Here is a 13,351-nt window from a genome sequence, read left to right as displayed (position 1 = left end):
CTGAAGGAGTCCTCTTGTTCAGCGCCATCGCGCGGGTGTTCCGCACACCCGACCTCCGGCGGAAGATCGCCTTCACCCTGGGGATCATCGCCATCTACCGGCTCGGGGCCCACGTGCCCGCGCCGTTCGTGGACTTCCCGAACGTGCAGTCCTGTCTCGCCCAGTCGGGCGGCACCGACGGACTGCTGTCGCTCGTCAACCTCTTCTCCGGCGGCGCACTGCTGCAGCTGTCGATCTTCGCGCTGGGCGTGATGCCGTACATCACGGCGACCATCATCGTGCAGTTGCTGCGCGTCGTGATCCCGCACTTCGAGACGCTGTACAAGGAGGGCCAGGCCGGTCAGGCCCGCCTCACCCAGTACACGCGCTACCTCACCATCGCCCTCGCGCTGCTGCAGTCGACCACGCTGGTCACCGTCGCCCGCTCGGGTCAGCTCTTCGGCAACACCGGCGTGCCCGAGTGCGAGCAGGTGCTGACCAACGACGTGTGGTGGGCACAGCTGCTGATGATCATCACGCTGACCGCCGGTACCGGCCTCATCATGTGGTTCGCCGAGCTCGTCACCGAGCGCGGTGTCGGAAACGGCATGTCGATCCTGATCTTCACCTCGATCGCCGCGACCTTCCCCGCCGCCATGGGCTCCATCTGGGCCTCGCGCGGTTTCGAGGTCTTCCTGCTGGTGCTCGCGGTGGGCATCGCGGTGGTCGCCCTGGTCGTCTTCGTCGAACAGTCCCAGCGCCGCATCCCGGTGCAGTACGCCAAGCGGATGGTCGGTCGTCGCACGTACGGCGGAACGAACACCTACATCCCGATCAAGGTGAACATGGCCGGCGTCGTGCCCGTCATCTTCGCGTCGTCGCTGCTGTACATCCCCGCGCTGATCGCCCAGTTCAACCAGCCGCAGCCGGGCCAGGAAGTGCCGGGCTGGGTCGCGTGGATCCAGCAGTACTTCACCACCGGTGACTCGCCGTTCTACATGGCGGCGTACTTCCTGCTGATCATCGGGTTCACGTACTTCTACGTCGCGATCACCTTCAACCCGGTCGACGTCGCGGACAACATGAAGCGCTACGGCGGGTTCATCCCCGGCATCCGTGCCGGTCGTCCCACGGCCGAGTACCTCGACTACGTGCTCACCCGGATCACGCTCCCGGGCTCGATCTACCTCGGTCTCATCGCCCTGCTCCCGCTCATCGCTCTTGCGACGGTCGGAGCGAACCAGAACTTCCCGTTCGGTGGCGCGTCGATCCTCATCATCGTGGGTGTCGGTCTCGAGACGGTCAAGCAGATCGACGCGCAGCTGCAGCAGCGCCACTACGAAGGGCTGCTTCGCTGATGGTGCGGTTGCTCATCGTCGGACCGCAGGGATCCGGCAAGGGGACGCAGGGCGTCCGCATCGCGGAAGCCTTCGGTGTTCCCGTCGTCTCCACGGGCGACGTGTTCCGCGCGAACGTGGTCGAGGGCACCGAACTCGGCGTCCAGGTCAAGGAGATCATCGACGCAGGTTCGCTCGTGCCCGACGAGCTGACGAGCGCGGTCGTGCGCGACCGTCTCTCGCAGCCGGATGCGGCTGACGGGTTCCTGCTGGACGGATACCCGCGCAACGTCGGACAGGTGCTCCACCTCGATCAGTTCCTCGCGGGCCGCGACGAGTCGCTCGACGCCGTCATCGCACTGGTCGTGCCGCGCGACGAGTCGATCGAGCGGTTGCACAAGCGCGCGGTCGATCAGGGCCGGTCCGATGACAGCGAAGCCGTGATCGCGAACCGCCTCGCGATCTACGAATCCGAAACGGCGCCGATCCTCGGCGTGTACGGCACGCGCGGGATCGTCGACGAGATCGACGGCGTCGGCGAGCTCGACACCGTCACCGACCGCATCTTCGCGGCTCTCGACGCCCGCGGCCTCGTCCGCTCGAGCTGACGTGCGGTTCCGTCCCTCGATCTACAAGACCCCCGCGCAGTTGCGGGCGATGATCGAACCCGGCCTCATCACCGCCGCCGCCCTCGATGCGGTGCGCGCCCTGGTGAAGCCCGGTGTCACGACTCTCGAGCTCGACGCTGCAGCATCCGCCGTCATCACCGCCCGCGGTGCTCGCTCGAACTTCCAGATGGTGCGCGGCTACCGCCACACGATCTGCGCCTCGGTGAACGAGCAGGTCGTGCACGGCATCCCGGGCCCGCGCCGGCTCGAAGCCGGCGACCTGCTCTCGATCGACGCGGGTGCGCAATTCGATGGCTGGAACGGCGACTCGGCGTTCTCGGTGATCGTGCCCGGCGAGGCGCCCGAGGACGTCGTGGCCGTACGCCGGCGACTGTCCGAGGTGACAGAGGGCTCGCTCTGGGCGGGCATCGCCGCCCTGTCGAAGGCCTCGCGCCTGGGCGAAGTCGGCTCGGCGATCGAGGAGTACGTGCAGGAGCACGCTCCCGAGGGGGGCTACGGCATCCTGCAGGATTACGTCGGGCACGGTATCGGACGCAAGATGCACGAGCCGCCGAGCCTGTTCAACTACGCGGTTCCCGATCCCGGGCCCGACGTGCGACCCGGACTCGTGGTCGCCATCGAGCCGATGGTGGTCGCGGGGGATCAGGCGACCTTCACCGAAGACGACGACTGGACCGTGTCGACCCTCGACGGTTCGCCCGGCTCACACTGGGAACATAGCGTCGCGGTGCACGATGGAGGCATCTGGGTGCTGACCGCGCCCGACGGTGGCGCCGAGAAGCTGGCGCCTTTCGGTGTCGTGCCGACACGGATCGGATGAGGGATATGGCTGCGGGAAAGACGAACTGGTTCGCGATCTGGGTGAGCGTGGCGGTCGTCGTCATCGTCGTCGCGGTGGGCGGGATCGTCTGGTGGAGCAACTCCCAGGCCACGGCCCCCGGCGTCGCACCCCAGAGCTCGGCCATCAATGCCGACACCGGAGCGATCGCGGTCGGCAGCGGCGAGAACACGGTCGACACGTACGTGGACTTCATGTGCCCCGTCTGCAACCAGTTCGAGCAGGTCTACGGCTCGACCCTCGAGCAGGTGTCGTCCGACGGTACGGCCACCCTCAACATCCACCCCATCGCGATCCTCGACAGCCAGTCGCAGGGCACGCAGTACTCCACCCGGTCGGCCAACGCGATGTACTGCGTCGCCGAGGAGGATCCCGCCAACTCCCTGCCGTTCCTGCAGGCGATGTACGAGAACCAGCCCGAGGAGGGCACCGCCGGGCTCGACGATGACGCGATCATCTCGATCGCGCAGAGCGTCGGCGCCGGCGATGCCGCAGCATCCTGCATTCAGAGCGGCACGTACGAGAAGTACGTCACCGCACTCACGCGCGACACCCCGATCCAGGAGGGCGCGGGCGGCATCTCGACGCCCACGATCGTGGTCAACGGCCAGACGCTGTCCAACAGCACGGATCTGACCGGAGACCCGCAGGTCGACATCCTCGCCCGCTTCTCCTGACCCGCCCCCCGCGCGAATCAATCTCCCGCTGCTCGAATCCATACCGCGGTGCAGCCGTGGAGCAGGGATTCACGCACCACGAGGTGGATTCGCCAGCGTGAGGAAGCTTTCCTCCCCAGTGCGCCCGCGGTGAGCGGTTATCCAGGAGGTGGTCGGCTCGACGCCATGTCGAACCTCGGGGCTGGCACCGTGAGGCGATGGACGCGGATGAGATCGGCGCGCACCTCCATTCCACGCGGGAGCTTCGCGAACGGGGGATGACCCGCGCCGCTCTCGAGGCGGCGATCGGTCGCAGGGAACTGGTGAGGGTCCATCGCGGATGGTTCATGGATGCTGCGACCTGGGCGTCCTTCTTCGTCGAAGGGCGAGAGGTCGCTCGAGCTCTCGCGGTGGCCGGCTCCGCGCTGGGCGAGGCGCCGGTGTACGCGTTCACCTCCGCGGCCGCTCTCCATGAACTGCCGCTCTTCCGGGTCGCCCCGCGCCATGTGCACGTGATGGCGGAGAACGCGGACGGTCGAGTTCACTCCGCCGCGCTCGTCGCCCGGCATCGGGGGCAGCTGTCCGCCGAGGACGTGACCACGCGGCACGGCGTACGGTTCACCTCACTGATGAGGACGACCTGCGATCTGATCGGTCTGCTTCCACCGGAGGGGGCGATCGTGCTGGCCGATGCTGCGCTGCGCCTCGTCGCGTGGGACGAGCTCGAGCGGCGGTACGACGAAGGCGCCGCCGAGGACTGGCGCGCGCTAGCGGGTGAGCGCCTGGCGGACCGGGCGGGTATGCGCGGTGCGCCACAAGCACGCTGGATACTCGCCTTCGCCGACGGACGGGCGCAACTGCCGGGGGAGAGCGTCAGTCGGCTGTACCTCGCGTGGCTCGGGTTCGCACCGCCGCGGTTGCAGGTCCCGGTGCGCGGGCCGAAAGGGGAGGACTGGGCGCTCGACCTCGGAATGGACGACGTGCCGGCGTGGGCCGAGTTCGACGGGGAGCGAAAATACACGGACCCGACCATGCTCAGGGGGCGGACTGCCGCCGAGGTGGTGCTCGAGGAGAAGGCCCGCGAGGATTGGATCCGCGGCTCGACTCGTCGACCGGTGCTGCGGTGGGGCATGAGCCACCTCGCGTCCGCGGACACCCTCCGCCGTCGGCTCGCGGACTTCCACGTCGAGGCGCCCCTGCCGCACCGCCGAATCCATGCTTCGACGCGCGAATCCACGTTCTGAGGCTGCAGGAGAACATGGACTCGGGCGCGAAGGGATTGATTCGCGCCACGGTGGCGGGGGAGGGCGGCGCGCGCTTGCCCGAACGGGCGATATCACGTAGTATTGCTCTTTGGTGCGTTGCGCCCGCTTTGGCGTGTCGCAGTACCGAAACCCATCCACCGCAGACCGACCGGTCTGCAAAAGTGTAAGCGAGTATATGGCGAAGAAAGACGGTGTCATCGAGATCGAGGGCACAATCTCCGAGGCCCTGCCCAACGCGATGTTCCGCGTCGAGCTGACCAACGGACACAAAGTGCTCGCCACGATCTCGGGCAAGATGCGGCAGAACTACATCCGCATCATTCCGGAAGACCGTGTCGTCGTGGAGCTGAGCCCCTACGACCTCACCCGCGGTCGTATCGTCTACCGCTATCGCTAGACCGGTCGAGAAGTAACGTCCCCGCGCTCCGGTGCGGGGAACGAAGACAGCGAAAAAGGTAAATCATGAAGGTCAACCCCAGCGTCAAGCCCATGTGTGACCACTGCAAGGTCATCCGCCGCCACGGTCGCGTGATGGTCATCTGCAAGAGCAACCCGCGTCACAAGCAGCGGCAGGGCTGAGGGATGCTGCGCCCCGGCGCAGCTCTCGAACGTACAACTCAATAAACAACGGCAGGATCAGAACCCTGATCCCGGACCCCGCGAGGGGATCGAGATCAGGGGGACACCTCGGGGCGGAGGCCCGAGCACCGATCCTGCTCCATACCTCCAAGACTCCTAGGAGAGCCGCATGGCACGTCTTGCCGGCGTCGACATCCCGCGTGATAAGCGCGTGATCATCGCCCTGACATACATCTACGGCATCGGCCGTACCCGTTCCGTCGAGATCATCACCGCGACCGGGATCAGCCCCGACGTTCGCGTGAAGGACCTCACCGACGACCAGCTCATCGCGCTTCGCGATCACATCGAAGGCGCCTACAAGGTCGAGGGTGACCTCCGCCGTGAGGTCACCGCCGACATCCGCCGCAAGGTCGAGATCGGCTCCTACGAGGGTATCCGCCACCGCCGCGGCCTGCCCGTGCGCGGCCAGCGCACCAAGACGAACGCCCGCACCCGCAAGGGCCCGAAGCGCACCGTCGCCGGCAAGAAGAAGGCGCGCTAGGCCTTCCGCCGGCGCTGAGGTTTCAGGAGAATCATGGCTACCCCCAAGTCCGCAGCGCGCAAGCCGCGCCGCAAGGAAAAGAAGAACATCGCGCTGGGCCACGCCCACATCAAGTCGACGTTCAACAACACGATCGTTTCGATCACCGACCCCTCGGGTGCGGTCATCAGCTGGGCATCGTCCGGCGGCGTCGGCTTCAAGGGCTCGCGCAAGTCGACCCCCTTCGCCGCAGGTCTCGCCGCTGAGTCGGCTGCCCGCCAGGCGCAGGAGCACGGCGTCAAGAAGGTCGACGTCTTCGTCAAGGGCCCCGGTTCGGGCCGCGAGACGGCGATCCGTTCGCTGACCGCTGCCGGCCTCGAGGTCGGTTCGATCCAGGACGTCACCCCGCAGGCGCACAACGGTTGCCGCCCGCCGAAGCGCCGTCGCGTCTGACACTCCGATAGCCGAACCCGGCTCCCCGACACGTTCAGGGACCGGGTTCGGCTCTCCGTACGTCTCATGCCGGGCCCGCGGCCCGCGCATCGAACACAACTCAATACCTCACCCATTGCACGTGTCATATAGCGGTCACGTGATTGAAAGGAACACATCGTGCTCATCGCACAGCGTCCCACTCTGACCGAGGAGAAGGTCGGCGAGTTCCGCAGCCGGTTCGTCATCGAACCGCTCGAGCCCGGCTTCGGTTACACGATCGGAAACGCGCTGCGTCGCAGCCTGCTCTCCTCGATCCCCGGCGCAGCCGTGACCAGCATCCGCATCGACGGAGTGCTTCACGAGTTCAGCACCATCCCCGGCGTGAAGGAGGATGTCACCGAGATCATCCTCAACATCAAGCAGCTCGTCGTTTCGAGCGAGCGCGACGAGCCCATCACCGCGTACCTGCGCAAGACCGGTGCCGGTGAAGTCACGGCCGCCGACATCTCCGCTCCCGCGGGCGTCGAGGTGCACAACCCCGAGCTCGTCATCGCAACCCTGAACGACACCGCGAAGTTCGAACTCGAACTCACCATCGAGCGTGGCCGTGGCTACGTGTCGGCGACGCAGAACCGCAACGAGTACGCCGAGGCCGGACAGGTTCCGATCGACTCGATCTACTCGCCCGTCCTCAAGGTCAGCTACCGCGTCGAGGCCACTCGTGCCGGTGAGCGCACCGACTTCGACAAGCTCATCCTCGACGTCGAGTCGAAGGCGTCCATCCTTCCGCGCGACGCCGTCGCTTCGGCCGGCCGCACCCTGACCGAGCTGTTCGGTCTGGCCCGCGAGCTGAACGTCGAGGCCGAGGGCATCGAGATCGGCCCCGCGCCGGTCGAGGCCGTGCTCTCCAACGAACTCTCCATGCCGATCGAAGACCTCGATCTGTCGGTGCGTTCGTACAACTGCCTGAAGCGTGAGGGCATCAACACGGTGTCCGAGCTCGTCGCCCTGTCGGAGACGCAGCTGATGAACATCCGCAACTTCGGTCAGAAGTCGGTCGACGAGGTGCGCGACAAGCTCGTGTCCCTCGGTCTGTCGCTGAAGGACTCGGTGCCCGGTTTCGACGGGGCCCAGTTCTACGGCGGCTACGACGACGAGACCGTCTGACCTGCGGCCAGTCCGCTCGATTCCACAGGAGTAGATCACTATGCCCAAGCCCACGAAGGGTCCCCGCCTCGGCGGCGGCCCGGCCCACGAGCGCCTTCTGCTGGCGAACCTCGCCGCTGCCCTCTTCACCCACCGCTCGATCCAGACGACGGAGACCAAGGCCAAGCGCCTGCGTCCCCTCGCTGAGCGCCTCATCACGTTCGCCAAGCGTGGCGACCTGCACGCGCGTCGCCGCGTGCTCGGCGTGATCGGCGACAAGGAGGTCGTGCACGTTCTCTTCACCGAGATCGCGCCGCTCGTCGCCGAGCGTGAGGGTGGTTACACCCGCATCACCAAGATCGGCAACCGCAAGGGCGACAACGCCCCCATGGCCGTCATCGAACTGGTGCTCGAGCCCGTCACCCCGAAGGTCAAGTCGTCGAAGTCCGCTGCGGCCCCGGCTGCCGCCGCTCCCGTCTCGGCTGACGACGCCGCTGAGGACGAAGCCACCACCGCCGTGGCCGACGCCGACGCGACCGATGACTCGGCCGCCGACGACAGCGCGACCGACGAGAGTGCTGCCGAAGCCGGCAGCGAGTCGCAGGAAGAAGGCGCAGCCGCTGAGGCCGCCGCCGACGACGCTGTTGTAGACGAGAACGCCAAGTAACACCTCGATCGGATGCTTCCGATCACCCGAAAGGCCCGCACACCGTTCCGGTGCGCGGGCCTTTCGCCGTTGCGGTCACCCGGTTGCGGAGCACCCCGCCGCGGATCGGGCGCAGCCGCCCGGCGCAATAGGCTGGAGCGGTGCGAATCCGTCTCGATATCGCGTACGACGGTACGCACTTCCGCGGCTGGGCCCGTCAGCCCGGACTCCGCACGATCGAGGGCACGCTGGAAGACGCTCTTGCCCGCATCGTCGGAGGAGAGGCGCGCCTCGTCGTCGCCGGTCGCACCGACGCGGGCGTGCACGCCCGCGGGCAGGTCGCGCACGTCGACCTGGACGAGGAACAGCTGCGGCGGCTGCCTCGCCGCCGCGCGGATGCAGCATCCGATCCCGTTCCCGCTCTGGCCGGGCGCCTGCGGGGCGTGCTGGGCGCGTATCCCGACGTGACAGTGCGGGCCTCGGCCGTGGCCCCCGAGGGCTTCGACGCCCGCTTCTCGGCCGTGTGGCGGCGGTACGAGTACCGCATCGCCGATGCGGTCACCGGCTATGACCCGCTCGAGCGCCTCCGCACGACCTCTGTGCGCACGTCGCTCGACGAGAAGGCCATGGATGCGGCGGCAAGCTCGCTGATCGGACTGCACGACTTCGCCGCCTACTGCAAGGCGCGGGAGGAAGCATCCACCATCCGCACACTGCTCGACTTCGATTGGCGCCGCGACGACGCCGGCATCCTGGTCGCGCACGTGCGCGCCGACGCCTTCTGCCACAGCATGGTGCGCGCGCTCGTCGGCGCGTGCGTCGCTGTCGGCGAGGGGCGGTTGAGTGTGGCCGAGGTGACGGCGATCCGCGACGGGGGAGTGCGCACGAGCGAAGCGAAGGTGCTCGCCGCCCGCGGGCTGACCTTGACCGAGGTGGGCTACCCCGCCGACGATCTGGTCGGTCTGCGTGCCGAACAGACGCGGCGGCGGCGCGATCGTGATCTCGATCCGGATGTCGACTGAGATGCGCCTGTCAAGAAGCGCCAGCCGTAACGCGAACTGCTTAGGGTGGAATCCGTCATGAAGGTGATCTCTTACAACCTGCGCAAACATCGCGCCGCGGGCGAGCTCTCGGAGCTGGTCGAGCGCCACGGTGCCGACGTGCTCTGCGTTCAGGAGTGCGACACGACCGACCTGCCGCCCGAGATCTCGGGGCTGCGCCTCGCGGAGGCGACGCAGCGCAACCGCCTCGGCCTGGCCGTGTACTACCAGGCCAACACGTTCCGTGCGGTCGAGGTGCGCGCCCTGGCGCTCAAGAAGTCGCTGCACGACTACGTGCTGAAGCCCGCGGAGGAGCGGATGCTGGGCGTGCGCCTGCACGACATCGACAACGGGCGCGAGATCATCGTCGCGTCATTCCACGCGGCTCCGCTGACGGCGCTCAATTCGCTGCGGCGCCACCAGATCCGCACGGCGCTCGGAGCGCTGCAGGACCTCGGCCAGGGGCTGCCGACCCTCATGGTCGGCGACTACAACTACCCCGTGTTCAAGGAGAGCCTCGGCCAGAAGGTGCGGGCGCAAGGGTATGAGCTCACGCTCAGCGACTCGCGCACCTACACGCGCTACCGGTTCTTCCGGGGGCACTACGACTTCGCCACCTCGTCGGGCTTTGACATCGAGCGCATCCGCACGCTGCCGCAGGGATCTTCCGACCACCTGCCGATCCTCATCTCTGCCGAGGTCACGGGCACCCCGACCCCCATCTCGACCTGACCCCCGCTCTTCGCCTGTCACGAACGGCTGGCGTGACCCGCAGGGTGTGACAGGGGAGCGGGCTGTTGGGCCGGGCGGGGTTGCTCGCCTGTCACGAATGGCGGGTGTGACCCGCAGAGTGTGACAGGGGAGCGGGCTGTTGGGCCGGGCGTGGCTGTTCGCCTGTCACGAATGGCGGGCGCGACCCGCAGGGTGTGACAGGGGAGCGGCTGGCAGCCGGGAACGGGAGAGGGCGGATGCTGCTGCGCGGCCGCGCCAGACTCCATGAGCCTGCGCCGGGGCAAAGCGAAAGGGCCGCCCGTGTGCCCGGACGGCCCTTTCGAGTTCTACAGGTGTTACGCGGTCTGCTTGCGCTGGCGGTGAACCGCCGCGCCGACAGCCACAGCACCACCGGCGAGGACGAGCGCGCCGCCGCCGGCCCACAGGCCGAGGAGCGAGCCGGAGTCCATACCGGTTGCGGGGAGGCCACCGGCACCGCCGGTGCCACCCGCGACGACGAACGTGGTGCTCAGGCCCGCGGGGCGCGAGTCCGAGGTACCGCGAACGGTGTACGTGCCACGAGCATCGGCCGGAAGCACGATGCGCTGGCTCACGGAACCGTCGGCTGCCGCGGTCACGGTGCCCAGCGTCTTGGTCTCGTCGGCGGCCGAAGCCTTGACGGCGCCGAAGGCGGCGTCGCTGGCGTTGTAGCCGATGATGATGATGGTGACGTTCTCGGCGCCGGCGAAGGAGCCGGGCTCGAACGTGATGTTCACGGTGTTACCCGAAACGACCGCCACCGGGGTGGGAGGGTACGGGAGCGGTGCGGCGGCGTTGGCCGCGACCGGCACGAAGACCGCTCCGGCCGCGATGGTCAACGCAGCGGCTGCCTTTGCGAACTTGAGTTTCATATTAGGCACCTTGTCTCTTGGTCAGCAGGGCGCCGCGGGGGATCGCGACGGTTGCAGAAAAAAAGGGAAACTTCGAGGTCGAGATAATCAACCGTGAAGGATCCCCACCTCGATTATTGAGGTATTTCACAGGCAGATGCAAGTTTCGACGTTTCCAGCGCATTAACACTTGGGGTGAGCGCGGCCTGCAGCGTCGCCGTTTGGGGCGTACTGACCCGGATCGTCAGGGTCGCTGTCTCACCGGGGGCGAGGTCGGTCGGCCAGGTGAGGATCTGCCGCCCCTGGTCGGTCCCGCCGCCGAATCCGTCGACAACAGAAGCTCCGGCCGCTTTCGCCGCCACCAGTTCGGCCCCTGCGGGCAGGTAGATGTAGGCCAGGGTGCGGGCAACACCAACCGGTACGCCGTAGCTTCCACCGCCGGTGATGTAGGGGGGAAGGCTCGCCGCATCGGCTGGCGCGTCATTACGCAGTGTGACCGTCAGCGCAGCATCCGCGCCGCCCTCGGTGTCGGTGCACCACGCCGTCGCGGTGCCTGCAGCGAGGTAGTAATCCATCTTCGAACCGGTGCCGTCGTTGAGGTAGACGCCGAAAGACGTCTGGTCGGCGTCGGTCACCGGCAGGCCGCCTTGCAGGGTGGTGCCGTCGAGTACAGCCTGGGCGGCAGGGTCGCTGTTCCACAGGAGCAGCCGACGCTCGTCGCCCGCTTGGGCGAGGGCCTCGAGCATGACGGTGGGATCGGCCTGGCCCGACGAGAGCGCCTGGAAGACCGACGCTGCGGCGACTTCGAAGAAGAGGTCTTGATCGGCCGGGCGCTCGTAGCGCTGGTAGACCCCGCTCAGCAGCACCTCGACCGCGTTGTCGCTCGTGAGCACGTCGCCGGTGGGCAGGGTCACGGGACCGGTCGCCGCGAGCAGGTACGACAGCGCGACCGGGTCGAGCGAGATGACTCCGTCGACGCGGGTGCCGGTCTCGCGCGCCCACATCTCCTGCGAAAGCTGCGCGGCCAAGGGGAACTCGGGCACCTGCGTCACGTTCTGGATGAACAGGCCCGGGCGCTGCCCGTACACCTGCGCGACCTCCTCCGGGAGGGGAAGTACCGACTCGGTGAAGCGCCTGAAGTCGCTGGAGGAGCCCTGGTCCACGAGCGACATGCGCCCGCCGTCGGTGCTGATCACGGCCATTGCGCCGACGATGCCGCCGAGCGAGCGCCATTCCGCGTTGTTCTGGAAGACGACGAGATAGGTGCGCGGGCCGTCGGCGCCGAGCATCGTGGGGAGCAGCTCGGAAGCGCGGGCGAGAGCGTCGGCGCCGTCGGTGGCGCTGTGCAGCAGTGCGCCCGTGTCTTCGATCGGCGTACGCAGGGGGGCAAGCAACGCGGTGGTGTCGATCGAGTCGACGGATGCTGCCGCCGCGGCGATCCCGTCGGCTCCGGTGCGCGCGGCCGGGGCGAGGGTGCGGAAGAGGGAGACGTCGATCGCGCCGTCCTGCGGGCGCAGCGCATCGAGCGAGAACGACGAGGCCACGTCGGCGAGGGGGCGGAGAGCAGAGCCCGCAACGTCGTCGACTGCGGCGGTGACGGTGGCGACCGCGGAGAGCTGGGGGCCGATCCACGGCACGGACTCGGCGCCCTGCCAGATCGGGTCGCTCGTCAGCGCCCGTGCGGCCGCGGTGTCGGCGGAGATGCGGTCGATCGCCGTTGCGGCCGCCGCGGGATCATCGAGGCTCTCGGTCACTTCTGCGGCAGCATCCTGTGCAGCCGTGAGGTGCCCATAGGCGAGGAAGCCCCGCACGCCGATCCAGGCAGCGGCGAGCACCGTGAGCAGCAGGATGGCGGCGAGCGTCCAGGCGACCACCAAACCGGCGGTACGCGAGCGGCTCGCGGAGGAAGAAGGAGCGGCGTCTCGAGACGAGCGAGGGTGGCGAGACCTGCCCGCAGGAGTCGATGCACTCACCCGATCACCCTAGGCCGTGCTGCTGAAGAATGCGTCGCACGTAGAATTGCGCTCGTACCAGGAAGAGGTGGCTCATGACGGGTTCCGTTCGACGTCGCGCGGGTGCCGTCATCGGCGCCACGTTCGCCTCCGTTCTGCTGCTCGCCGGCTGCGGCACGCCGCCGTGGGCGCAGCCCGGCGCCACGGCGCCGACGCCCCTGCCGACTCCCACCCGCACCCAGGTCATCGCGCCCCAGCCCGTGCCCAACGACCTCGCCAGCGGTTCCACCGAACGTCAGCTGCAGGCCGGCTCCGTCGCCGCGAGCGTCAACTACTGGTCGACCCTGTCGATGGATCGCTGGACGGCCACCGCGCTGAAGCCGGTCAACCTGTCGATGATCACCACGGTCACCCCCGACGACGGGCAGCAGGTCTACCTGCAGCGCGCGACGATGATCGCCGTTCCCGGCATCGGTACCGAGTCGCTTCCGGCGCTGCCGCCCCAGGTCGATACGGCCACGGTGCAGCCCGGTTACCCGGTGCTGAGCCCCTACAGCTACTCCCAGACCTTCAACGTGGGCGAGGTGCCAGCCGAGGCGACCTTCGTGACGCTGCAGATCACCTACGAGTTCCTCGTGCAGACGACGCCGACCTCGTCGGAGTACGCCAAGCAGACCGCGAGCGACACCCTCACGGTCGCGATCGCCACCCCCGCCGAGTAACGC

The 13,351-nt window shown here is 67.9% G+C and carries 16 protein-coding genes; 14 read left to right on the top strand and 2 right to left on the bottom strand.

Annotated features, from left to right (window positions below; genetic code table 11):
* Positions 1-14: 14 nt before the first annotated feature.
* The 13 genes from secY (at position 15) to ACFXP5_RS07400 (ending at position 9,805) form a co-directional block, all read left to right on the top strand.
* The gene (gene secY / locus ACFXP5_RS07460) at positions 15-1,337 is read left to right on the top strand and encodes a preprotein translocase subunit SecY (RefSeq protein ID WP_394528297.1); all 1,323 of its coding nucleotides are present in this window, start codon (positions 15-17) and stop codon (positions 1,335-1,337) included.
* Positions 1,337-1,924: an adenylate kinase gene (locus ACFXP5_RS07455; RefSeq protein WP_394528296.1), complete on the top strand. Its 588-nt coding sequence runs from the start codon at positions 1,337-1,339 to the stop codon at positions 1,922-1,924. The genes secY and ACFXP5_RS07455 overlap by 1 nt, the downstream gene beginning before the upstream one ends.
* 1 nt (position 1,925) lies before the next feature.
* The gene (gene map, locus ACFXP5_RS07450) at positions 1,926-2,765 is read left to right on the top strand and encodes a type I methionyl aminopeptidase (protein WP_394528295.1); all 840 of its coding nucleotides are present in this window, start codon (positions 1,926-1,928) and stop codon (positions 2,763-2,765) included.
* Between the two features lie 5 nt (positions 2,766-2,770).
* Positions 2,771-3,460 carry a DsbA family protein gene (locus ACFXP5_RS07445; protein WP_394544135.1) on the top strand — a complete coding sequence of 230 codons (690 nt, stop codon included), beginning with the start codon at positions 2,771-2,773 and terminating at the stop codon, positions 3,458-3,460.
* 197 nt (positions 3,461-3,657) lie between these two features.
* Complete coding sequence (locus ACFXP5_RS07440; protein WP_394544134.1) at positions 3,658-4,683, top strand: hypothetical protein; 1,026 nt, start codon at positions 3,658-3,660, stop codon at positions 4,681-4,683.
* A 196-nt stretch (positions 4,684-4,879) separates the two neighbouring features.
* The gene (infA, locus tag ACFXP5_RS07435; protein WP_116648310.1) at positions 4,880-5,101 is read left to right on the top strand and encodes a translation initiation factor IF-1; all 222 of its coding nucleotides are present in this window, start codon (positions 4,880-4,882) and stop codon (positions 5,099-5,101) included.
* A 65-nt stretch (positions 5,102-5,166) separates the two neighbouring features.
* On the top strand, positions 5,167-5,283 hold the full coding sequence (gene rpmJ / locus ACFXP5_RS07430; protein WP_033106073.1) for a 50S ribosomal protein L36: 117 nt from the start codon (positions 5,167-5,169) through the stop codon (positions 5,281-5,283).
* A gap of 169 nt (positions 5,284-5,452) precedes the next feature.
* Positions 5,453-5,827, top strand: a complete 375-nt coding sequence (gene rpsM, locus ACFXP5_RS07425; RefSeq protein ID WP_394528291.1) for a 30S ribosomal protein S13 — start codon at positions 5,453-5,455, stop codon at positions 5,825-5,827.
* A 33-nt stretch (positions 5,828-5,860) separates the two neighbouring features.
* Positions 5,861-6,259, top strand: coding sequence for a 30S ribosomal protein S11 (gene rpsK, locus ACFXP5_RS07420; RefSeq protein ID WP_116648312.1), 399 nt, complete (start codon positions 5,861-5,863; stop codon positions 6,257-6,259).
* Positions 6,260-6,418: 159 nt separating this feature from the next.
* Positions 6,419-7,408 (top strand): DNA-directed RNA polymerase subunit alpha, encoded by a 990-nt coding sequence (locus ACFXP5_RS07415; RefSeq protein WP_394528290.1) that lies wholly within the window; start codon positions 6,419-6,421, stop codon positions 7,406-7,408.
* A gap of 40 nt (positions 7,409-7,448) precedes the next feature.
* Entirely contained in the window at positions 7,449-8,054 is a 606-nt protein-coding gene (gene rplQ / locus ACFXP5_RS07410; RefSeq protein ID WP_394528289.1) for a 50S ribosomal protein L17, read from the top strand.
* A gap of 140 nt (positions 8,055-8,194) precedes the next feature.
* Entirely contained in the window at positions 8,195-9,055 is an 861-nt protein-coding gene (gene truA / locus ACFXP5_RS07405; RefSeq protein WP_394544133.1) for a tRNA pseudouridine(38-40) synthase TruA, read from the top strand.
* Between the two features lie 57 nt (positions 9,056-9,112).
* The gene (locus ACFXP5_RS07400) at positions 9,113-9,805 is read left to right on the top strand and encodes an endonuclease/exonuclease/phosphatase family protein (RefSeq protein WP_394528287.1); all 693 of its coding nucleotides are present in this window, start codon (positions 9,113-9,115) and stop codon (positions 9,803-9,805) included.
* Positions 9,806-10,140: 335 nt separating this feature from the next.
* Here ACFXP5_RS07400 and ACFXP5_RS07395 read toward each other — a convergent pair whose 3' ends face one another.
* On the bottom strand, positions 10,141-10,695 hold the full coding sequence (locus ACFXP5_RS07395; protein WP_394528286.1) for a hypothetical protein: 555 nt from the start codon (positions 10,693-10,695) through the stop codon (positions 10,141-10,143).
* 113 nt (positions 10,696-10,808) lie between these two features.
* Positions 10,809-12,548 (bottom strand): DUF4012 domain-containing protein, encoded by a 1,740-nt coding sequence (locus tag ACFXP5_RS07390; RefSeq protein ID WP_394544132.1) that lies wholly within the window; start codon positions 12,546-12,548, stop codon positions 10,809-10,811.
* A gap of 173 nt (positions 12,549-12,721) precedes the next feature.
* On the opposite strand from ACFXP5_RS07390, the gene ACFXP5_RS07385 reads away from it, so the two are divergent.
* The gene (locus ACFXP5_RS07385) at positions 12,722-13,348 is read left to right on the top strand and encodes a hypothetical protein (RefSeq protein WP_394544131.1); all 627 of its coding nucleotides are present in this window, start codon (positions 12,722-12,724) and stop codon (positions 13,346-13,348) included.
* Positions 13,349-13,351: the final 3 nt, after the last annotated feature.

The sequence above is a fragment of the Microbacterium hanjuni genome, assembly GCF_043556395.1.
Taxonomy (GTDB): Bacteria; Actinomycetota; Actinomycetes; order Actinomycetales; family Microbacteriaceae; genus Microbacterium.
The sequence above is the reverse complement of the archived record's forward strand: the minus strand, read 5'-3'. Positions and strand labels throughout refer to the sequence as shown.